The sequence below is a fragment of the Manganibacter manganicus genome (assembly GCF_002075885.1).
Lineage (GTDB): Bacteria > Pseudomonadota > Alphaproteobacteria > Rhizobiales > Rhizobiaceae > Mesorhizobium > Mesorhizobium manganicum.
In genome coordinates this window covers 424949-444792 of the sequence record NZ_MDET01000001.1, presented here as the reverse complement: position 1 = coordinate 444792, position 19844 = coordinate 424949, and the positions used below count along the sequence as shown (strand labels likewise).

Below are 19844 nucleotides of genomic sequence, written 5' to 3'. Positions count from 1 at the left end.
TGCGGATTCCGACATTATCCGGCCGGGCATTCCAACCTGAAGCCGGCCATCGTTCCGACGTGAAGCCGGCCACCATTCCGATCAATATCCGGCCGCTTTGAGGTCTGAGCAGGAGCACCAGGGTCAGCAACTTTGGCATGACGGTCCTTTTGAACAAGGGACGCGTAATGCCGGCAAAGAGAAGGCTGACCATGAGACAATTACGACAGATGCTGCGGCTTGCCGGTGATGGAACCAGCGCCCGCGAGATCGCACAGAGGCTGGGCGTCGCGCGCAGCACCGTGCAGGACAATCTGAAGCGCGCGACCGCGGCGGGACTGATCTGGCCGCTGCCAGGCGACCTGACCGACGACGCGCTGGAGAACCGGCTGTTCGCCCGCGCCGGGGTGAAGCAGGGCCTGCGCCGGCTGCCGGAGCCGAACTGGGCGGATCTTGCGCTGGAGTTGAAGAAGCCGGGCGTCACGCTGATGCTTCTGTGGGAAGAGTACCGCGCCGTCCATTCCGGCGGCTATGGCTACAGCCGTTTCTGCGACCTGTTCCGCGGCTTCGAGAAGCGTCTGTCGCCGACGATGCGCCAGGAGCATGTCGCCGGCGACAAGGTGTTTGTGGATTATTCCGGCAAGAAGATCGCCATCGTCGACCCGCTGACCGGCGAGATCCGCGAGGCGGAGATCTTTGTCGGCGTCCTGGGTGCATCCGGCTTCACCTATGCGGAAGCGACCTGGACGCAGGCGCTACCGGACTGGATCGGCGCGCATGTACGCATGTTCAGCTTCTTCGGCGGCGTCCCGCGCCTGATCGTGCCCGACAACCTGAAGTCCGGCGTCAATCATGCCTCCTTCTATGATCCGGAGATCAACCGCAGCTATGGCATGATGGCCTCGCACTATGGCGTCGGCGTGCTGCCGGCGCGGCCGCGTCGCCCGAAGGACAAGGCCAAGGTCGAGAACGGCGTGCGTTTCGCCCAGACCTGCATTCTCGGCCGGCTGCGACGACAGACCTTCTTCTCGCTGGCCGAGGCCAATGCCGCAATCGCCGGGGCGCTCGACCGCATCAATGACCATGTCATGCGCCGCCTTGGCGTCAGCCGCCGCCATTTGTTCGAGACGGTGGAACGGCCGACCCTGGCGAGCCTACCGGTGCAGAATTACGAGTTCGCCGAATGGCGCCTGGCTCGCGTCGCCACCGACTATCATGTCGAGTTCAAGACCTTCTTCTATTCCGTGCCGCACAGCCTCATCCGCCAGCAGGTCGATATCCGCGCGACCAGCAGGACGATCGAGATCTTCCACCGCGGCAAGCGCGTCGCCGTTCATCAGCGCCGCTATGGCGGACGCCGCTACGGCACCAACCCCGAGCACATGCCCAGTTCCCACCGTCGATATGCAGAGTGGACGCCGGCACGCTTCCGCCGCTGGGCGGCATCGATCGGGCCACAGACCGAGGGGCTGATCATCGCCATTCTGGCCAGCCGACCGCATCCGGAACAGGGGTTCCGCACATGCCTTGGCGTTTTGCGCCTCTACCGGGATCTCCGTCGTGAGCGTGCCGAGACCATATCAGCCCGCGCCGTCGAGATCGGCGGGCTGACCTGCAAGAGCATCGCCGCCCTCATCATCAACCACAAGGCCGCCCGGCCTGCCGGCAATCCCGGCGCCATCATCGACCACGCCAATCTGCGTGGTCCCGGCTACTTCCATTGAGGAGATAAAGATCATGCTGACCCATCCCACCCTCGACATGTTGCGCGACCTCGGACTGCACGGCATGGCCAAAGGCTTCCAGGATCTCGACGCGCAGCCGGAAGCACGCGCCCTCGACCATGGCGAATGGCTTGCCATCCTGCTCGAGAACGAAGCGACGCTGCGCCGTCAGAAGCGCTTCGAGGCGCGTGCCCGCGCTGCCAGGCTGCGCCATGATGCGCAGGTCGAAGATGCCGACTTCCGTGCCGAACGCGGGCTCGACCGCTCCCTGTACCTCAAGCTCGCAGGCTGCGACTGGATTCGCCAGCGTCACGGGCTCCTGATCACGGGCCCGGCCGGTGTCGGCAAGAGCTGGCTCGCCTGCGCTCTCGGGCACAAGGCCTGTCGCGAGGACTTCTCCGTCGTCTATCACCGCGCCCCACGGCTCTTCGCCACGCTCGCTCTCGCAAGGGGAGACGGTCGCTATGCCAGGATGCTCAAGGCGCTGGCCCGAACCGACCTGCTCATCCTCGACGATTGGGGACCCGAAAAGCTCAACGACGAACAGCGCCGCGATCTCCTCGAGATCGTCGAGGACCGCTATGAGCGGCGATCGACCATCGTCACCAGCCAGGTGCCCGTCGACCACTGGTACGAGATCATCGGCAATCCCACCATCGCCGACGCCATCCTCGACCGCCTCGTGCACAACGCCTATCGCATCGAACTGACCGGCGAAAGCATGCGAAAACGGCGCGCGCCACAAAACCCGGAAACAGCTCAGGCTTGACCAGAAACGAAACTCGAACCAAATCTCAACAACGACCCAGGTGATCCAAAAAAGTGGCCGGCTTCAAATCGGAATCCCGGCCGGAATGAAATTGGAATGGGTGGCCGGTAATTGATCGGAATCACTGGCCGGCTTCGTCGGAATGCGCACCTCGGCTCCATGAGGTCGCGGAAAAACAGATCATCGAGCGCCCTCAGCGTCTCGAATGCCAGCACCTCCGAAGGTTGCTCGTAGCCGAACAGATAGGATCGCTGATCCTCCAGCCCCTTCCGGAGATGCGCTAGTGCCGCATCCTCCTCATTGTTCTTCCCTGTCATGTCGGCCCGCCCCGTCGGATTACACGTTTTCTCTGCCGATACAGCGTCGCAAAAGCGCAGGACGAATGTCAGATGCGCTTGGAATCATTCGTCATCGGATGAAGCTATTCGAGAGCATGCTGGCCCAACCAGAGCCCAGGCCGCATCCACAACTTCCTCCAGCGACAGGTCCGGGAGGTCGATCGATTGTGCATAGGCGCGCCACTGTCGTTGCTTGACCTCGTCCGCCGACAGAGCCTTCGAGAGACCCGGTGGTCGTTCAGAGGGAACGGCAGTTCGTCTTCGTTCGAAGGTGGCTCGTATCGCGGCATCAAGTTCACCGTCGGAAACGGGAACGGCCCTCGCGATCGCCCACAGATCGAAGTAATCCTTCATGCGTCCGTTGGCGACGCCAAGTGCAACCATCGCCTGGAACTTCTCGGCGACTACCGTTGCAGGCGGATAAGTCCGTATTCTCGGCGTTTCCATGCCAAGCAGTGATGGATAGGCAAATGGCTGTGCGCCGGCGGCAATCGCGTCTCCAAACCCGATATCGACCGTGACCGGAATGCGTGACTTCTCCAGAAATGCCGTCGTCCGCAGACGCACGCCCTCGTACTCCATGTCTTCCCGGATCGTCATTGCCGTCAGCGCCTCGGTATCGAAGATGAGTCCATCGTTCGCATCTATGGCCATGACTTCTGCAAACGTGGCCTTGAGGTTGTCTGTGCTGGCGTCCCCGAACCCGAGAAAGTCCGCATCCCGTGTCTCGCGGTTGCCGCCCTCGATCCAAAGCGTCAAGAGCATGCCGCCCTTCAGAACGAAACGGTCATTGTGATCCGATATCGAAAGGCGATAGAGCAGTCGCTCGAGCGCGTAACGGACGAGCACGACTTCGTACACGCGCCCCTCCTTGCGTGCGAGGTTCAGCAGCCTTTGCTTGATCGATGCGGCCTGATTTGCCGGAGGCGTATTACCCATTCGACGTCAAAGCCTCGAGATAGGGTCGCATGATCCGCCAGGCCCCTGCCCCCATTGCCGCCTCTGCGATCGCACCTGGCGTGGCCTTGCGCTGTTCAAGTGCCGCACGAAGGCCCTCCACGGCAACCGAGCGGTCGACCAGCTTGCTGTTGCGAAAGATGTCAGCAAGCGTCTTTGTTACCGAGAATACGGGCACGTCGACACCTGATATCCGGTGATGCTCGATTCCCTGCTGCATGTACTTGTCGCGAAATTCGACGATGCGGATCGGGGGATAGGTGGGCGCCGGCGCCCAGTCCTTCGTGCTGATGGCAACCCAGATCTTCCTAGGCATCTGATCGGTCAGCCCATGGAAGGCAAGTGCCGAGACCATCGCGATGACCCCTTTCGGCACCAGTTTTGCAGCTTCGGCCAGTGCCTGTTCCGTGTCCACATCGGTGTCGGCGCGCTGGTAGAGACCCCGGGAGATGCGAACAAGCTCGCCGTCATCGACGGCGCGCTTGATCGTCTGACCGGCGATTCCCACCTTGCGGAGCTCGTACGCGCGCACGATCGGCTTTGATCGGAGAAGAGCCGACAGTTGATCACGCTGGGTTCGCCCTGCCTGGGTCATGCCGTTACATATCCTGGGTCTAACTTGATTCTCACCCAGGTTTTGTAACACAATCGCGCGTGACAATTCCTGGGTCTATTCTATTCGACACCCAGGTTTTGTAACGCACAGACCCACTCTCCACCAGCCCAATCGAACGGTGCATCGATACAACGGAGGCCCCAGGAGCTGACGAACCTGCCGGAATCTCATGCATAGTGGCCGCTTCGCGCCCATAAATCGGACGTTTCCTGGGTATAGACCTCTTCGCGAAAGCCGACATTCTTTGCAGCTCGAGCCAAGGGCCAAATTGGGCGGATGAACCGACATGCGGCTGCGCCCTGCAGGCGCCCGCGCGCTGGTAACGGACGCCCATGCCGCCGCATCGCTTGAAGCCCGGCGCCAGATTGCCGACACTATGGACCGCTTTGTTGAGCGCAAGGCAGAGCTGCCGATGTCGGTGCAGTCGGCGCATCATAACCTTGTCGAGCAAACTCGGGTGGGCACCGCGAGTTCAATTGCCGCCTCCATGAACAGACGGGGCGGTTGGACGCAGTTTTCGGTCCATCATTTGCTCGGCGTCGGCGTCCGGTCGGATGCCGCGGCGCGCAGCATGAGGGCGTTTGTCGGCATCGAAGAGATCATCCGTGACCTTGAAGGCCAGTTTGCGCACCTTCCGGATGTGGCCCAGGCGCTTGCAGGCCTGCGGGAAGAAATGAAGGAATGGGAGCAGGAATTCCTCGCGCAGGCGCTCGCGCTCGGCCGCGCCGCATTTAAGCCGCAGCTCGATGAGGCCAACGAGCTTTGGCGGGCTTGCGTTGAGCGCTGGGGCCGGGGTGCCGGATATCGCGACGATATCGCAGGCATTCTCGAAGAGTGGTTCCGAACCAACGAGAGTCTCGATGCTGCGCGTCGTTCCGTTGAAAGCGGCCTCAACCAAATCTGGAAGGAGTTGGTTCTCGATGCGCTGATAGCGGCTACACGTATCGATGGTGTTGTTGATGGTGAGGACACGGAATGAGTTGGGCGCTTTTTATCGACGAATTCGTCTTGCTAGCTCAGCCGTGATACTGGGGCTTTAAAAATGAAACACCAGGTGAGGACTGGCCTGACCTGGTGAACATATGACTGGTGTCGAAGGCGCTTGGCAAGCCAGTGGGGCCTAGTCGACTGCTTGGAGGGAGTTATCGTCGTTCTATGGCCGAAAGTCAAGTTCCTTATGGGACTGTCAGGAATTCTGTGCGCGAGGCCATAGTGATGGAAAGGAGAGAATCATCACATGGCTATCGAGAAAGAACTTCTGGACCAGCTCCTTGCTGGCCGCGATCCCAATGAGGTGTTTGCCAGAGATGGGCTGCTCGACGATCTGAAGAAGGCGCTTTCAGAGCGCATTCTGAACGCCGAGCTGGACGAGCACCTTGAAGATGAAGGCGATGCCGGCAACGCCAATCGGCGCAACGGACATTCGCGCAAGTCGGTGCTGACGGGCACATCGAAGATGACGCTGTCGATCCCGCGCGACCGGTCCGGCACCTTCGACCCGAAGCTGATCGCCAAATATCAGCGCCGCTTCCCCGATTTCGATGACAAGATCATTTCCATGTATGCACGCGGCATGACGGTGCGCGAGATCCGCGGTCACCTCGAAGAACTCTACGGCATCGACGTATCGCCGGACCTGATCTCGGCTGTCACCGACGCCGTCCTGGAGGAGGTTGCCGAATGGCAGAACCGGCCGCTCGACATCTGCTATCCGCTCGTCTTCTTCGATGCGATCCGCGTCAAGATCAGGGACGAAGGCTTCGTTCGCAACAAGGCCGTCTACATCGCGCTCGGCATCCTGCCCGACGGCGCGAAGGAGATTCTGGGCATCTGGATCGAGCAGACGGAAGGCGCAAAGTTTTGGCTGCGCGTCATGAACGAGCTGAAGAACCGTGGCGCCGCCGACATTCTGATCGCCGTTGTCGACGGCCTGAAGGGCTTTCCCGAGGCCATCAACGCGGTCTTTCCCCAGACCGTCGTCCAGACCTGCATCGTGCATCTGATCCGCCATTCGCTCGAGTTCGTGTCCTGGAAGGATCGCAAGCCCGTTGTGCCGGCGCTGCGGGCGATCTACCGGGCGAAGGACGCCGAAGCCGGCATGAAGGCCCTTGAGGATTTCGAAGCCGGCTACTGGGGTCAACGCTATCCGGCAATCACGCAAAACTGGCGGCGCAACTGGGACCACGTCGTGCCGTTCTTCGCCTTCCCCGAAAGCGTGCGTCGGATCATCTACACCACGAACCAGATTGAGGCGCTGAACTCCAAGCTGCGGCGCGCCGTGCGAACGCGGGGCCATTTCCCGAATGACGACGCGGCCATGAAGCTGCTATACTTGGTGCTGAACCACGCGGCCGAGGAATGGAAACGACCGCCGCGCGAATGGTTCGAGGCCAAGACCCAGTTCGCCGTCGTCTTCGGCGAGAGGTTCGTCAGCCAATGACGAAACCGGCCTCGCGCACAGAACTCCTGACAGTCCCGTTCCTTATCCATATACGCACGAACAACTGCAAGCCATCAGAGCGTCGATTTCCGAACCTCGATTTGCGACATATCTGAAAAAGGGCGGCAATCATGAAGCGTACGCCCTAGCGCTATACCTCTACAACGCTCGCGTCGCGAAGGCGTTCCTCTACCCGCTCAATGTGGCGGAAGTGACCCTGCGCAACGCCGTCGATCAGATCCTGGTCGCCACGTTCCAAGATAATTGGCATCAGACGGCTACCTTCCGGGACCAGACCCTGACTCCTGCTGGGCTCGCGACCCTTGACAAGGCTATTCAGCGGGCCGGCCAGAATGCTCCCCGAGACCAGGTTGTCGCGACGCTGACATTTGATTTCTGGTCGAACCTGTTCAGGCCAGAGTATGGTGGCCTCTGGCGCACCCACGTCAATCGTGCCTTCCCTTATCTCCAGCATGGAGAAGGTCGACACGAGATTCAGATCCTGGTCAAAGCGATCAACACGTTTCGCAACCGTGTTGCTCATCACGAGCCTGTTCTGGACCTCAATATCAACGACATCTATGCGAAAATCATTCAGCTCACCGAATTGCGGTGCCCGGAAACAGCAGCGTGGATGAAGCACCATTCCACCGTCGGCAGCATCGTGAGAACCCGGCCACGTCGTGATGGCACGATGGCCAACAGCCTCGCGACGAAACTCGACAAGTCGTTTGTGAGCACTTCGATCGATACCACACTGCTAGAGCTGATCGAGAAAGCCGATGAAAGGCATCAGGCGATCGTATGTCTGAAAGCCAACGGGTCGCCGATCGCCGCCTTCACGTCTATCGACGTCACACGTTTCATAGCGGCCCGCGCCAAGGAACTAGACGGTATGATCGCGCTTCCCGATCACAAGGTTTCGGATCTTCTCGCGGATTTCGATCTCACCAACCGCTGGGCAGCCATGGACGACTCCACGCCTTTGGGTATTGCAGTCAAAGAACTGCAGAAGCCTCGCATTCAGATATTAGTCGGCGTTAATGGGGCATCCGGTAAGGTGACCGGCGCCATTATTCGTGCTCACCGCAGATACTAACGCTGCCGGAAAAATCACCTCCCGTTGGAACTTGATCGAAGAGCCTCATAGGCCAAGCGCGATCCCACTTTGACATACTACCTGTCGTTTGCTATCGTTAGGTATCAAATGGTGGGTTTACACATGACGGAAGAGACGACTTGGCTTTCGCTCGAAGATACCGCTTCCTACCTCGGTATGGGGAAGACCGCGCTTTATGCGTTGGCGCGCGAGGGCAAGATTCCGGCGCGCAAATTGGGCAAGAAGTGGACGTTTGAGAAAGCAGGTCTCGATGCCTGGGTCCGGTCGAGCCGCCCGCTTCAGGCATTCTTTCTCGATCTGGAGTTCAAGATCGACGGAAACGAGAATCTGCGCGATCCGCAGAGGGAGGGCTACCTTCGGACCTATGAATTTTTCAGAGAGGGCAAGAACAAGGCGATTCTGCAAATACCCGTCGGGTGCGGAAAAACCGGCTTGGCGACAATCTTGCCTCTGGGTCTCGCAGAGGGCCGAGTCATCGTTATCGCGCCGAATCTGACGATACGTAACGGCCTATACGAGGCGATGGACATCACCAACCGTCAAAAGTGCTTCTGGCGGAAAGCGGCGGTGCTGAGCCAAGATCAGATGATCTCAGGTCCCTTGGCGACGACCCTGGATAGCGGGAACATTACGGTCGCTACCAAGTCACACGTGGTGATCACGAACGTGCAGCAGCTCGCCACCAACGTGGACAAGTGGCTGACGCAGTTTCCCGATGATTTCTTTGACATGATCATCGTCGATGAAGCGCACCACAGTGCCGCGGCAAGTTGGCAACAGGTCATTGAGAGGTTCCCGAAGGCGAAGGTGGTCTTGCTGACCGCCACGCCATTTCGCAGCGATCGTCAGGAGTTGGATGGCCAGCTCGTTTTCCGGTACCCGTTTAGAAACGCGACTTTGAAGGGCTACATCAAGCGATTGAAGGCGAGCTATGTCGCGCCATCGACCATCCAGCTTGGCTTCACCGATGAGGGCGGAAGAACCTACACGCTCGCAGAGGTCGAGAAGCTTAAGGAAGAGGACTGGTTCAGCCGTGGGGTTGCTCTGGCGCGAGTTTGTAATCAGCACATAGTCGACAGCAGTCTTCAGAAACTAGAGGACCTTCGACAGAGCGGGACGCAACATCAGCTCATCGCAGTCGCGTGCTCGATCAATCACGCGAGGGAAATCCGCTCGCTGTACCGGGAGCGCGGATTCACTGCAGACGTCATACACAGCAAGCAGTCCCCTGATGAGCAAGCCGACATTCTGGCGGCACTGCGAAATGGGACGCTTGATTGCATTATCCAGGTTCAGATGCTCGGCGAGGGTTTTGACCACCCGAAACTGAGCGTCGCCGCCATTTTCAGGCCTTTCCGCACACTCGCGCCGTACATCCAGTTCGTCGGCCGAGTGATGCGCGTGGTGGTGCAGAACGATCCCACACACCCGGACAATATGGGGCACATCGTTACGCATCTCGGCATGAATCTCGATCAGCGGCTGAAGGAGTTTAAGGACTTCGAGAATGACGACCAGGCATTCTGGGACAAGGTGATCGGTGGCGAGGAGCCCGAAGTTCCGCAGGAGGTGTTGGATGGAACGAAGCGGCTGCGCGCCGGGGAAAACGTGGTCGTCCATGGCGAGATCGTTGAATCGCTTTGGGAGGAGGACTTCACGAGCCTCGAAGACGCTCAGATCGTGGAAGACATTCGCGAGCGTTTCAAACTCCTAGGCCTTGACCCTAGCCAAGTCGAAGAAATGGTTAAGCGGGCGCTCAAGTCACCGCTTCGAAAACAGGCGCCGACGGCGCCGTTTCTAGTTCAGCCACAGCGGGAGTGGGAAGAGGCGAGAAAAAGACTTAACGAGCAATCGAAACGGTTGGCAACGTTGCTGCTCAATCATGTTGAGCTCAATGTGAATGGAACGGAACTGACCTACAAGTACCGCTCGCTCAAGCTCTCGGGGCGGACGAATTTTATCTCGGCGCTGACGATGGTCAATCATGAGATTAATAAACGCCTCGGAAAAGAGAGGGGTGAGGCGTCGATCGAAGAATTCCGGGAAATACTCGACAACTTAGACGATATCTTACAAACGCTTGCCCGCCGAGTTCGAAAGGCGAAGTCTGACTATGACAAAGAAGACACCTAGGGGGCCGACCCCATCGCTTATTGGCGGTACCAATGGGCGGCCGCGCAGGGTCGATGTCTTGCGCAAAGGCAAATGCTACCGCTGTGGGGATACATTGCTCTCCGGCACGAAATGCATTGAGATCCCGAAGTTGGGCACCGGGTTTTCGGATTCGAAACGTTGTTGCGACGAATGTTATGAGAAGATTATCGCCAAGACTATGAGTGATCTGGAGGAGCTGAGGGTTCTGTAGTGGAGGAAATCTATGGGCGACGGCCATAATTTCAAACAACTAAAAGACCGTATTCTCGCCCTTAGCCTTGCGACGGACTGGGAGGTCGCACGGAAAGAGTGGAGCCTTGTAGGCATCCACGAGGCGGACGAGCCCGAGACCTGTATTTGCGGGCATTTTCCGATTGTTGAAGTCTGCGAGATTTACAACAGGGTGACGAAGCGTCGAACCGAGGTTGGCAATCAATGCGTTAAGCGCTTCCTTGGCCTTAGATCGGATCTGGTATTCACCGCGATCAAACGTATCCGAAAGGACATTACCAAGAGCCTGAATGCCGATGCGATCAGTTTTTTTCACGAGCGCGGTCAGCTCAACGATTGGGAGTACACATTCTCACAGGACACTATGGCCAAGCGAAACCTGTCTGCTGCGCAACTCCAAAAAAGAAGGGCTATCAACGAGAAGATCCTCGCCGCGATTGGCCGTCGCGGATTCCAGGGGCCGGAGTAAAGAAGGGGCCGATCGGCGCCTCGTTGTGGTTCGTTCAAGCTGTGTCGTGGAGCCGTTCGAGTTCAGCTGGCTGGCGGCGTTTTCGCGACTGCTAGCATCAAGTCGACACGGCCGCTGGCAGCGTCTCTACAGGATTCCATTCCCCGGAATCTCGCGTCAATAGCGCCGGGATGTCTTTCCCGCCGGAAGGATCAAGGCCGTGCCTTCATGTGGCGTCGTCACAAGGGAACGGAGCAAATTCGTACGACGCTTGGAACCGCCGCGACGCACGCGATCCGGAGCTAACCGGGCCATAGCGCATAGCTGTGGACGCAAGCGGAAAATCCCTGTGTAATATAAGGAGGGGGCAACACCATGGATACAGAAGTACCAAACCAGGGCGTCCTGTTCGATGACCGATTCCTGGACAAGTATGCGGGGCCCATCATTTCCGATCCTGCAGTGGCCATCGTTGAACTTGTCGCGAATGCTTGGGACGCCTATGCGACTAAAGTGGATATAGTTTGGCCGAAGCGCGGCGAGAACATCCCCTTTTCCATCACCGACAACGGCAAAGGGATGACGCCCGAACAGTTCGAGAGGCGTTGGAAGACGCTTGACTACAATCGCCTTGCCGACGAGGGCACCAAGTCGGCGCCGCCGGCGGATCTGTCAGACTCCCCTCCCCGAAACCCGTATGGCCGCAACGGTAAAGGCCGCCATGCGGCCTTCAAGTTCTCCGATCCTTACACCGTGCGCACTTGGCGAGACGGCATCGAAACCGTCTACGAAGTCCGTCGCGGTGTGACCCAGCCATTCGACGTCACGGTGATCAGCTCACGCGACAAGGTCCCGGGGCATGGCACGGAGATAGCGGCGGCCGCCTCCGATGGCACCTCCATGGATGCCGACACAGCCCGCGAGATCATCGGAACGCGCTTTCTCGCGGACCCGAATTTCGTGGTCTCGCTCGACGGGACTTTGGTCACATTCGATGACATTCCGACGCGCAACATCCGGAAGGTCAACGTCGACGTGTCCGGTTTCGGGATGGTCCAGATCGTCATGATCGATAGCCAGAAGGCCGATCGGACCACGAGGCAGCATGGCATCGCATGGCGCGTGAATTCGCGGCTGGTCGGAAACCCGGGCTGGGTCGGGTTCGACCATGAACGTATTGTCGACGGGCGAAGCACCGAAGCGAAGCGTTTCCAGTTCATCGTCTCGGCAGATATCCTTGAGAATGCAGTGCAGCCGGATTGGAGTGGGTTCCATCCCACCGACCCAACATGGCAGGCGACCCGGCCCGCAGTCCATGCACAGATCAAGCAGTACCTTTCCACCTTTTCTGCCGATCGTCGCCGCGAGGCAAAACATTCGGTCAAGGAACACCTGGTCAAAACGGTGCGCCAGCTGCCTCCCGTTGGGCGCGAGCGCTGGAATCAGTTCGTGGATGAGGTGATCGACAATTGCCCCTCAATCTCGACGGAGGAGGTCGGCAAGGTCGCCGGCATCCTCGCCAATCTCGAATTGAGCACCTCGAAATTCAGTCTGGTCGGGAAACTGAATGAGCTGCAGCCGGGCGATCTCGATGCTCTGTACGAACTCCTCGACGACTGGACCCTCAGGCTGGCCAAGGACGCCCTTGATGAGATCCAGATGCGCCTGAAGTTGATCGAAGACCTGGATAAAAAGCTTCGCGACGAGACCATGGACGAGGTCGGCGACCTGCAGCCGCTATTCGAGCGATCGCTGTGGGTATTCGGCCCCGAATTCGAGAGCCTCGAGTTCACGAGCAATAAAGGCATGACGGAGGTCATTCGTAAGATATTTGGATCGAATGAGACCGGCAGCAGACAGCGGCCCGATTTTGTGATGCTCCCTGACGGCAGCGTTGGGCTGTACAGCCGTGACGCGCATGACCTGGGACACGAGGTGGACGGCGTGTCCCGCTTGGTCGTGGCCGAGATCAAGAGACCCGGTGTGGGCCTTGGGTCCGAGCAGAAAGATCAGGCGTGGCGGTATGTGAAGGAGCTCAGGAGCAAGGGGCTTCTGACCGAAGCGACCGTGACGACCTGCTACATCCTCGGATCGAAGATCGATGCTGCCGAGGGCGGAAGTCGAACCGAGTGGGACGGGCGCGTTACCATCATTCCCATGACCTACAATACTTTCATCCGCAGAGCGGAAAAGCGAATGCTCGGCCTTCGCGAGAAGCTCAAGGAGGCTCCGTTCCTGAGGGAACATGGTCTTGATTGCGACGCCTATGTCACGCCGCCGCTGGATCCACAGTCGGACCTGCTAGCCGCTGCAGACGCTTCGGCGCGCCCCTAGGATCGGCATGGCAACGTTCGGCCCACGATTTGGAGAGGACGACCTAGGCACCCTGTCCCTCGAGGAACGAGGACCAGGCCTCGTCGAGGTGCTTTTCCAACCTTCAGCGACCCGATTAAGGATCGCAGGCCGTGAAGGGGACCCAACGACCCGCGTTCTGCTTTTGCGCTTCGATGCCGCGAACACCGCGACCACCCTCTTCCCGATCAACACGATGCCGACCTCCGAGCGCTTCCTCGAACCGAAACACGCTCCCATCCTGTCGATCGAGCTGGTGGAAGAGCGCGGGTTCTTCAATGAGTACGATGTTCCCAAGACTTTGGAGGATGTCGAGGCGTTTCTAGCGGAGGGGATGCCTTCGGGCTTCACCAAGGACCCGAACTACGGGCTTGGGCTCGATCGCAATCTCTTGTTTGTCGTTCACGCACTCGCGAAGGTCGACGGCATCCAGAAGCTACGCCTGAGCAATGAGCGGACTCTCGATGTCGCCGTCGCCGACAACGGCGCGATCTATGAGATGGGCTACACTCTGTTTGACGCGCTACGCCGGAATGCCAACCGATTCGACGATAGGGCCCGGGCCTCATCCCGTAAGAAGAAGCACCAGGCCGCGTACACCAACCTGCTCACCAATCTCGACCGGGAAAAGTTTCCGCTGAAGCTGTTCGAGCGCGCACCCGATGATCTGGCGGAAGTGATTGGCGAGACAATTGTAGACGCTCGCCTCTCAGAAAAGGACCGTGCGGCTGTCGTCGGGCTTGCCGGCGCAACGGTTCGCAAATCGATCAAAACCCACCGCGCCGGACTCGTAAAACTTCATGACGAGATAGAACTTGCGTCCCTCGATGAGCTTATAGTCCATATGGAAACGCAGTTCGCCGCGAAGGCCACCGAGTTGCAGTGGCAGAAGCTGTTCGAGGCCAACCCGTTTATCCTGGACATGGCATTCAACGTGCCGGTGCTTTTGCTGCAGGGGCAGGCCCATGTCGGTGGCAAGATCCTCGACGGGTCAGGCGAGAAGATCGCCGATTTCCTGTTCACCAACCAGCTAACCGACAGTATTGCAATTTTGGAGATTAAAACGCCCGGCATGGAACTGGTCAGCCGGAAGCAGTACCGCGGCGGAGTCTTGGCGCCCTCCCCCGAGCTGGTGGGTGCCGTCGTACAGACCCTGGATCAGATCGACAAACTGCGCAGCGATATCTACCGGATTAAGGCGCTTAACCCTCAGCATCAGCTGGAGGCCCACGGCATCAAGGGCGTGCTGTTGGCGGGTATGATCCCTCATACCGAGCGAAAGCGTTCCTTCGAGCTGTATCGCAACAGTATGTCCGGTCTGTCCGTCATCACGTTCGACGAGCTGTTAGCGAAGCTGAGATCCCTGCGCGAGCTCCTGTCGGCGAAGCCCACATAGCGGCATGGCGCGGGACCTCCGCAACGCAATACGAGCGAGCCCCTGGTGGCCAACGCAGAGCTATTCGTCCGGCTCGACCCCCGATGTCCTCCGGGGACCCCAGCGAAGTCCGGCAGGATGTCGCCCGCAAGCAGTTTTTTTCGACAGCAGCCCGGCATCCTCCAGCACCTCGAAGTCGGGAAGATCGCGCAGCGTGTCACGCCTGAACTCCAGCAGAAACTCTCTAGAATTCTGTTGGTACTTGGTACACGACAAGCGCAACTATGTTTTTGTTTTAACTCACCAATTCAACCCTTGTCCGTCCAATCCATCATGGGTGCGATTGCAAACCGCGCGTCCAGCGGTCCGGCTCTGTTTTGCTTCATTTGATCCACGCTGCGCCAATACCATCCGGCACCGGGAGGCGGCAAGGGTGGCCGTCTTCGGCTACGTAAACCTGCGGCTGACGAAAGGCGAACCGGCAACGCCGAAGCGCCAGGGCTTATCGACAGCCCGCGTGATACCGATGCGTTGCCCTACCACGACCACCGGCAGACCGGATGCAGGAATGACGTCGAACGGAGAGCGGTCAAGCGCAAGCCCATCCATCGTCCCGTCAACAGCAAGCGCCTGGCACAATCGGCCCGGCCCTGAACATAAAAGCTGAACCTTGTCCGTTTGCCGCCGTGCCCGCATCGCCTCCAATCCGACCTGCGGTTCGATCGCCCTGATCAACACGGCGCTGCCGGAGCGGCAGACGAAATTCAGGCACCAGTGGATACCGTATGAGCGATAGACATAAGCATGGCCCGGCGGCCCGAACATTGCCCGGTTTCGCTTTGTCTCACCTCGAAAACTATGCGACGCAGGATCGTCGGGCTCATAGGCCTCCGTTTCGACGATCAGCCCACCCACTCCCCCGACCAGAAGACGGGCGTTCAGCAGATCGCACGCAACCATCGGCGCGGGTCGCGCGAAGAAATCGTCAGTCGGCACGCCCTGCTCCCGATGTGCTCTTTCACCCGCGCGCACCCTACCGGAACGTTCGGGCCACGAAAGCATTTTCATCTGTAAGGCAATCTTGGATGCACACGAGCGCTCATCCGAGGCCCGCTTGGCAAGCTGCGGAGCATCAACCAGCAGCAGACCCCATCATTGCCGCAGCGAGACGCCAATGCTCCCCCATGCAGCGGAGGCGAGGCGGAGATATGAAAATGGAAAAATCCGAAGACACCAGACAGCGGCCGACATTAATCGGCGAAGAGGCACGCCAAGGCGAAATCATTTTGAACACGCGCACCCGCCGCCTCATCTTTATTGCTGGTATTGTCGGCCTGGTCGTACTGGGTTTCGTCATCCAGTTCGCCACGCTGACTTGAAGCCGCTCCGCGCAGACAACTGCCTCAGTGCTGGAGAGTTCAGCGCACCGTGGCCTTGCTCGAAATGCGGGAGAGACCGATGAGCACCAGCATGGTCGCCATGCCGAGGATCATCGTCAGCGTTGCCGCATCGAAGATCGCGCCACGATCCGAAAGAGCAAAGATGCTGACCGGCAATGTCATCCAGCCGGGTGGGTAGATCATCACCGTGGCGCCAAGTTCGCCCATGGACAGCGCGAAGCTCAGACTGAAGGCGGCGATCAGATAAGGTAGGAGCAACGGTAGCGTCACACGCCGCAGCCGATAGAAGGGCCGCGCGCCGAGGCTTTCGGCCACCTGTTCGCAATCCGACGGTATTCGCGCCAGTCCTGCCGCAACATTTCCATAAGTGAAGGCCGAGATCAGCACGAAATGTGCGATCATCACGATGAGCCGCGTGCCGTTGAGCAGGACCGGCGGCTGACTGAAGGCGACCAGCAGGCTGAGACCGATGGAAACCGACGGCACCGCACTCGGAATGAAGAAGCAAAGATCGAGAATTCGCTTTGGCACGGGCTGTATGCGGCGCAAGGCGAGCGCTGCCCAGGTTCCGCTCACCAGGGCTGCCGCGCTGGCCAACACACCAGTCACGAGGCTGGCCTTCAAACTATCGAATGAGGCCGCGCGGAAGGCGTCTGCATAATGCTCGAGCGTAAAATGGCTCGGCAGCACATCGTTCCACTGGCCGCTGACGCTGGCCAGTGCGATCACACCGATCGGCAGGCCATAAATGATGACGAACAGCGGGATCGCCAGCAGCCATGTCAACACACGGCCGGATTTAGACCACACCAGCACGATTGCCTCCAAAATGCGCGATGATGAGCCGATAAAGCGTATAAAGACTGAGCGACAGCGCGACATTGACGACGGCGATGACGCAAGCTGTCGTGTAGTCGAACTCCTGGATCGCTTTGCTGTAGATCAGCATCGGCAAAGTAATCACATCCTTGGCGCCGATAAACAGGACGATGCCGAATTCGTTGACGGTAAGCAGCAAGCACAGGCTTCCGCCGGCAACGAGGGCCGGCAGCGCCGCAGGCAGAATGATCTGGCGGATGATACGCAACGGTTTCGCTCCAAGGCTGGAGGCCACCTCGATCTGTGCCTGATCGATCTGGGAAAAGGTTGCCAGAAGCGGGCGCATCACGAAGGGTGTGTAGACCGTGGTTTCGGCCAGGATCACGCCCCATTGGGAGTAAAGGAAATCCACCGGCGGCAAGTCAAAGCCGAACAGGCGGATCAACGACACGTTGAGGAGGCCGGCGGAGCCATAGATAAAGGTGAAGGCAAGCGTGACAAGAAATGTCGGCAGGGCGATAAAGGTGTCGATCAGCCGTGCCACGGATTTCGCGCCACGAAACGGTACAAAGGCTATGACCAGCGACAGGACGAAGCCCAGCACGATGCAGCCGGCGGTGGCACAGGTCGCAATGATGATGGTGTTGTAGAGCCCGTCAAGAAACCGTCGCGAGGATAAAACCTCGCTGAAATGGGAAAGCGTGAAGGCTTCGTTGCCGCCAAGCGCCTCGCGTACGATCAGGCTCAGCGGATAGAAGAACAGCGCGGCCAGGATCAGCAAAGGCGGCACGACCCAAAAACTGTCGAGGCGCGGCCGGGACGCCGGAACGCCGGCAATGGCGGCATCAGCCATCTGCGCCGTCCTCCGGCACGACAGTCACGTCGGCGGGATCGAAGTGCACGTCGAGGGACGCACCAGGTTCCGGCGGCTCGCGCATCGGCGCGGATGAAAGGCGGATGCATTCGCCCGCCACTTCGACCACCACATTGTGGACGTCGCCCTGCCATTGCACCGAGCGCACCACTCCGCTCAACCTGTTGGCGTCTGGCCGGCTACTGCCGAGTTTGAAATCATGCGGTCGGACACACAGGAGACAGTCGCTGCCCTTTGCCAGCCGGTGATGGTTCCGCGCCTTCAGAACGGTTGCACCGAACCTGACACTCACCCTGCCCTCGCCGGCCGGCTGCAGATCGTTGACCGGAAGCAGGTTGGCACGGCCAAGAAATTCCGCCGCAAAACGGTTCGGTGGGTTGCGGAACAGCGATTGAGCGCCGCCGAAGGCCTTGAGCCTGCCGTCACGCATGATGCCAATATGGTTGGCCAGCGTCAGCGCCTCGGTCTGATCATGAGTGACGTAAAGCACTGTCAATGCCGGCAGGTCACGATGCAACTTGGCCAGTTCGTCCAGCATCGAGCGTCGAATTTGCGCGTCCAGCGCCGAAAGCGGCTCGTCCAGCAGCAGCACCTGCGGTTTGTTCGCCAGTGCCCGTGCGATAGCAATCCGCTGCTGCTGCCCGCCGGATAATTCGCGCGGATAGCGCTTGGCGTAAGCGCCCATGCCCACCATCGCCAGACATTCCGGCACCCTGGCGCGAACGACCGCCTCGGACGCGCCATGCGCTCTGAGGCCAAAGGCGACATTTTCCTCCACCCGCATATGCGGGAAAAGGGCATAATTCTGGACCACCATGCCAATCTTGCGATCATAGGGGGCGAGATTGGTCACGTCGCGATCGCCGATCATGATGCGGCCACTTGACGGTCGCACGAAGCCGGCTACGGCCCGCAGCGCAGTCGTCTTGCCCGACCCCGACGGGCCGATCAGCGCCACGATCTCACCGGGGTTTACCGTCAGCGTCAGCGACTGGAGAACGGTCAGGCTTCCATAAGTGACCGAAACGTTCTCGAAACCGATCCGGCTGCCGCCCACCGCATCTGCGGGGGCGGCCGATGCCGAAGGGGTAGCCGCTGGCAGCGACCGTTCCATGACCATCGCCTGAACCATCAGTTGCTCGATATCGCCTGATTATACGCGGCAACGTCGGCTTTGAGATCCGTCAACACCTTATCCCAGTCCGGCTGCCAGATTTCGACACCTTCAAGCAGCGAATTCAGTTTCTTGAAGTTCTCGTCGTCAGGATGAATGTCAGAACGCACCGGGAATCCCTGCGCGACAGATGCAACATCCTTCTGAGCCGCCTCGCTTAACAGGAAGTCGATCAGTTTCTTGCCGTTCTCCTGGTCGGGCCCGCCCGCAACCAATCCGATGTAATACGGCATGGAGAAAGCTGTCTTCTTGCCGTCCGGCCCCGTAGGAAAGAAGATTTTGATATTGGGATTGGCCTCAGACTGCGCCAGGTTCATCTGCATGTCGCCATTAGCGACATAAAGTTCCCCCTTATTGACCAGCGCGGTCAGCTTTCCGGTCGAGGCCGAAGGCCCGAGATTGTTGACCTGCAATTTCTTCAAATAGGCAAGACCTGCATCCTTACTGCCGAAAGCATGGAAGGTCTGCAGCATCAGCGCGGTGCCATCGCCGGCCTGGCCCGGCGTCGAATATTGGATTTTCTGCTTGAACTTCGGATCAAGGAGGTCGTCGTAAGTCTTTGGCGCTTCTTTCAGAATAGCCGAATTATAGATGAAGTTCGGGTAGTTGTTGATCATTGCGGTAAAGAGCCCGTTCGGATCCTTGTTCGCCGCATCGATCTTGTCGGCATCCGCCGGTGTATAGGGTTCCAGAAGTCCCTCCGCCGCAGCCTTCTGGATAAAGGGTGGTAGGGTGACGATAACGTCAGCCTGAGTGTTGGACTTTTCCTTGGCCACCCGGTCCACCACACCGCTCGACCCGGCTTCGACATACTGCACCTCGATGCCGGTCGCCTTGGTAAAGGCCTCGAACTGCTTGCCTAGCCAGCTTGGGTCGCCGGAATGGAGCCCATCGGCGCTATAAATAGTGACAATCCCCTCGGCCGTCGCGGGCATAGCCGTAGTTGCGAGTAGCAACGCTGCGGTCAACATGATTTTCGCTTTCATGGAATCTCCTTTGCTTGATGCGCTCAAGTGTCCTGATGGCTTATTGTTCTTTTCGGGTCTGTTTCGACCGCCATGCCACCCTCTGAAA

18 protein-coding genes are annotated in these 19844 nt (G+C 59.2%); 10 read left to right on the top strand and 8 right to left on the bottom strand.

What is annotated here, in order from left to right; all coding sequences use genetic code 11:
- Positions 1 to 167 precede the first annotated feature (167 nt).
- Together istA and istB are read left to right on the top strand one after the other, a co-directional pair.
- Entirely contained in the window at positions 168 to 1703 is a 1536-nt protein-coding gene (gene istA, locus BFN67_RS02075) for an IS21 family transposase (RefSeq protein ID WP_080917953.1), read from the top strand.
- A gap of 13 nt (positions 1704 to 1716) precedes the next feature.
- Positions 1717 to 2472 (top strand): IS21-like element helper ATPase IstB, encoded by a 756-nt coding sequence (gene istB / locus BFN67_RS02070; protein WP_080917952.1) that lies wholly within the window; start codon positions 1717 to 1719, stop codon positions 2470 to 2472.
- Here istB and BFN67_RS02065 read toward each other — a convergent pair.
- The 3 genes from BFN67_RS02065 to BFN67_RS02055 all read right to left on the bottom strand — a co-directional run bounded on the left by BFN67_RS02065 (position 2463) and on the right by BFN67_RS02055 (position 4362).
- Positions 2463 to 2789, bottom strand: coding sequence for a hypothetical protein (locus BFN67_RS02065; protein ID WP_080917897.1), 327 nt, complete (start codon positions 2787 to 2789; stop codon positions 2463 to 2465). The two genes, istB and BFN67_RS02065, sit on opposite strands and share 10 nt — an antisense overlap.
- Before the next feature lie 84 nt (positions 2790 to 2873).
- The gene (locus tag BFN67_RS02060) at positions 2874 to 3749 is read right to left on the bottom strand and encodes a nucleotidyl transferase AbiEii/AbiGii toxin family protein (RefSeq protein ID WP_080917896.1); all 876 of its coding nucleotides are present in this window, start codon (positions 3747 to 3749) and stop codon (positions 2874 to 2876) included.
- Positions 3742 to 4362, bottom strand: a complete 621-nt coding sequence (locus BFN67_RS02055; RefSeq protein ID WP_080917895.1) for a type IV toxin-antitoxin system AbiEi family antitoxin domain-containing protein — start codon at positions 4360 to 4362, stop codon at positions 3742 to 3744. The genes BFN67_RS02060 and BFN67_RS02055 overlap by 8 nt, the downstream gene beginning before the upstream one ends.
- Positions 4363 to 4669: 307 nt before the next feature.
- On the opposite strand from BFN67_RS02055, the gene BFN67_RS02050 reads away from it, so the two are divergent.
- From BFN67_RS02050 to BFN67_RS02020, 7 genes are all read left to right on the top strand, one after another.
- Entirely contained in the window at positions 4670 to 5362 is a 693-nt protein-coding gene (locus BFN67_RS02050) for a hypothetical protein (RefSeq protein WP_080917894.1), read from the top strand.
- A gap of 258 nt (positions 5363 to 5620) precedes the next feature.
- Entirely contained in the window at positions 5621 to 6823 is a 1203-nt protein-coding gene (locus tag BFN67_RS02045) for an IS256 family transposase (RefSeq protein WP_080917893.1), read from the top strand.
- A gap of 211 nt (positions 6824 to 7034) precedes the next feature.
- On the top strand, positions 7035 to 7922 hold the full coding sequence (locus BFN67_RS02040; RefSeq protein ID WP_342587431.1) for a hypothetical protein: 888 nt from the start codon (positions 7035 to 7037) through the stop codon (positions 7920 to 7922).
- A gap of 123 nt (positions 7923 to 8045) precedes the next feature.
- A complete protein-coding gene (locus tag BFN67_RS02035; protein ID WP_080917951.1) occupies positions 8046 to 10076 on the top strand; it encodes a DEAD/DEAH box helicase family protein in 2031 nt (676 codons plus the stop codon).
- A 244-nt stretch (positions 10077 to 10320) separates the two neighbouring features.
- Entirely contained in the window at positions 10321 to 10797 is a 477-nt protein-coding gene (locus BFN67_RS02030) for a hypothetical protein (RefSeq protein ID WP_080917891.1), read from the top strand.
- Positions 10798 to 11151: 354 nt separating this feature from the next.
- Positions 11152 to 13110 (top strand): ATP-binding protein, encoded by a 1959-nt coding sequence (locus BFN67_RS02025; protein ID WP_080917890.1) that lies wholly within the window; start codon positions 11152 to 11154, stop codon positions 13108 to 13110.
- Between the two features lie 7 nt (positions 13111 to 13117).
- On the top strand, positions 13118 to 14524 hold the full coding sequence (locus tag BFN67_RS02020) for a Shedu immune nuclease family protein (RefSeq protein ID WP_080917889.1): 1407 nt from the start codon (positions 13118 to 13120) through the stop codon (positions 14522 to 14524).
- A gap of 426 nt (positions 14525 to 14950) precedes the next feature.
- Here the strand turns inward: BFN67_RS02020 and BFN67_RS02010 are convergent, their stop codons facing one another.
- Positions 14951 to 15571 carry a DNA-3-methyladenine glycosylase gene (locus BFN67_RS02010; RefSeq protein WP_425349725.1) on the bottom strand — a complete coding sequence of 207 codons (621 nt, stop codon included), beginning with the start codon at positions 15569 to 15571 and terminating at the stop codon, positions 14951 to 14953.
- A gap of 146 nt (positions 15572 to 15717) precedes the next feature.
- Between BFN67_RS02010 and BFN67_RS02005 the strand changes: the two genes are divergently transcribed.
- Positions 15718 to 15882 carry a peptide ABC transporter permease gene (locus BFN67_RS02005; RefSeq protein ID WP_080917887.1) on the top strand — a complete coding sequence of 55 codons (165 nt, stop codon included), beginning with the start codon at positions 15718 to 15720 and terminating at the stop codon, positions 15880 to 15882.
- 39 nt (positions 15883 to 15921) lie between these two features.
- On the opposite strand, the gene BFN67_RS02000 is transcribed toward BFN67_RS02005, so the two are convergent.
- The 4 genes from BFN67_RS02000 to BFN67_RS01985 are packed head-to-tail and all read right to left on the bottom strand — an operon-like array spanning position 15922 to position 19756.
- On the bottom strand, positions 15922 to 16719 hold the full coding sequence (locus BFN67_RS02000) for an ABC transporter permease subunit (protein ID WP_080917949.1): 798 nt from the start codon (positions 16717 to 16719) through the stop codon (positions 15922 to 15924).
- Positions 16703 to 17575: a 2-aminoethylphosphonate ABC transporter permease subunit gene (locus BFN67_RS01995; protein WP_080917886.1), complete on the bottom strand. Its 873-nt coding sequence runs from the start codon at positions 17573 to 17575 to the stop codon at positions 16703 to 16705. Before BFN67_RS01995 ends, BFN67_RS02000 begins: the two co-directional genes overlap by 17 nt.
- Entirely contained in the window at positions 17568 to 18710 is a 1143-nt protein-coding gene (locus BFN67_RS01990) for an ABC transporter ATP-binding protein (RefSeq protein WP_139788985.1), read from the bottom strand. Before BFN67_RS01990 ends, BFN67_RS01995 begins: the two co-directional genes overlap by 8 nt.
- 17 nt (positions 18711 to 18727) lie before the next feature.
- Entirely contained in the window at positions 18728 to 19756 is a 1029-nt protein-coding gene (locus BFN67_RS01985) for a 2-aminoethylphosphonate ABC transporter substrate-binding protein (RefSeq protein ID WP_080917885.1), read from the bottom strand.
- Positions 19757 to 19844 lie beyond the last annotated feature (88 nt).

Coding starts and splice junctions, on each gene's coding strand:
- BFN67_RS02055 (WP_080917895.1), bottom strand. CDS start 4,362: ATGACCCAGGCAGGGCGAACCCAGCGTGATCAACTGTCGGCTCTTCTC.
- BFN67_RS02025 (WP_080917890.1), top strand. CDS start 11,152: ATGGATACAGAAGTACCAAACCAGGGCGTCCTGTTCGATGACCGATTC.
- BFN67_RS02020 (WP_080917889.1), top strand. CDS start 13,118: ATGGCAACGTTCGGCCCACGATTTGGAGAGGACGACCTAGGCACCCTG.
- BFN67_RS02060 (WP_080917896.1), bottom strand. CDS start 3,749: ATGGGTAATACGCCTCCGGCAAATCAGGCCGCATCGATCAAGCAAAGG.
- BFN67_RS02035 (WP_080917951.1), top strand. CDS start 8,046: ATGACGGAAGAGACGACTTGGCTTTCGCTCGAAGATACCGCTTCCTAC.
- BFN67_RS02030 (WP_080917891.1), top strand. CDS start 10,321: ATGGGCGACGGCCATAATTTCAAACAACTAAAAGACCGTATTCTCGCC.
- BFN67_RS02065 (WP_080917897.1), bottom strand. CDS start 2,789: ATGACAGGGAAGAACAATGAGGAGGATGCGGCACTAGCGCATCTCCGG.
- BFN67_RS02045 (WP_080917893.1), top strand. CDS start 5,621: ATGGCTATCGAGAAAGAACTTCTGGACCAGCTCCTTGCTGGCCGCGAT.
- BFN67_RS02005 (WP_080917887.1), top strand. CDS start 15,718: ATGGAAAAATCCGAAGACACCAGACAGCGGCCGACATTAATCGGCGAA.
- BFN67_RS01990 (WP_139788985.1), bottom strand. CDS start 18,710: ATGGAACGGTCGCTGCCAGCGGCTACCCCTTCGGCATCGGCCGCCCCC.
- BFN67_RS02050 (WP_080917894.1), top strand. CDS start 4,670: ATGCGGCTGCGCCCTGCAGGCGCCCGCGCGCTGGTAACGGACGCCCAT.
- istB (WP_080917952.1), top strand. CDS start 1,717: ATGCTGACCCATCCCACCCTCGACATGTTGCGCGACCTCGGACTGCAC.
- istA (WP_080917953.1), top strand. CDS start 168: ATGCCGGCAAAGAGAAGGCTGACCATGAGACAATTACGACAGATGCTG.
- BFN67_RS02010 (WP_425349725.1), bottom strand. CDS start 15,571: ATGAAAATGCTTTCGTGGCCCGAACGTTCCGGTAGGGTGCGCGCGGGT.
- BFN67_RS01985 (WP_080917885.1), bottom strand. CDS start 19,756: ATGAAAGCGAAAATCATGTTGACCGCAGCGTTGCTACTCGCAACTACG.
- BFN67_RS01995 (WP_080917886.1), bottom strand. CDS start 17,575: ATGGCTGATGCCGCCATTGCCGGCGTTCCGGCGTCCCGGCCGCGCCTC.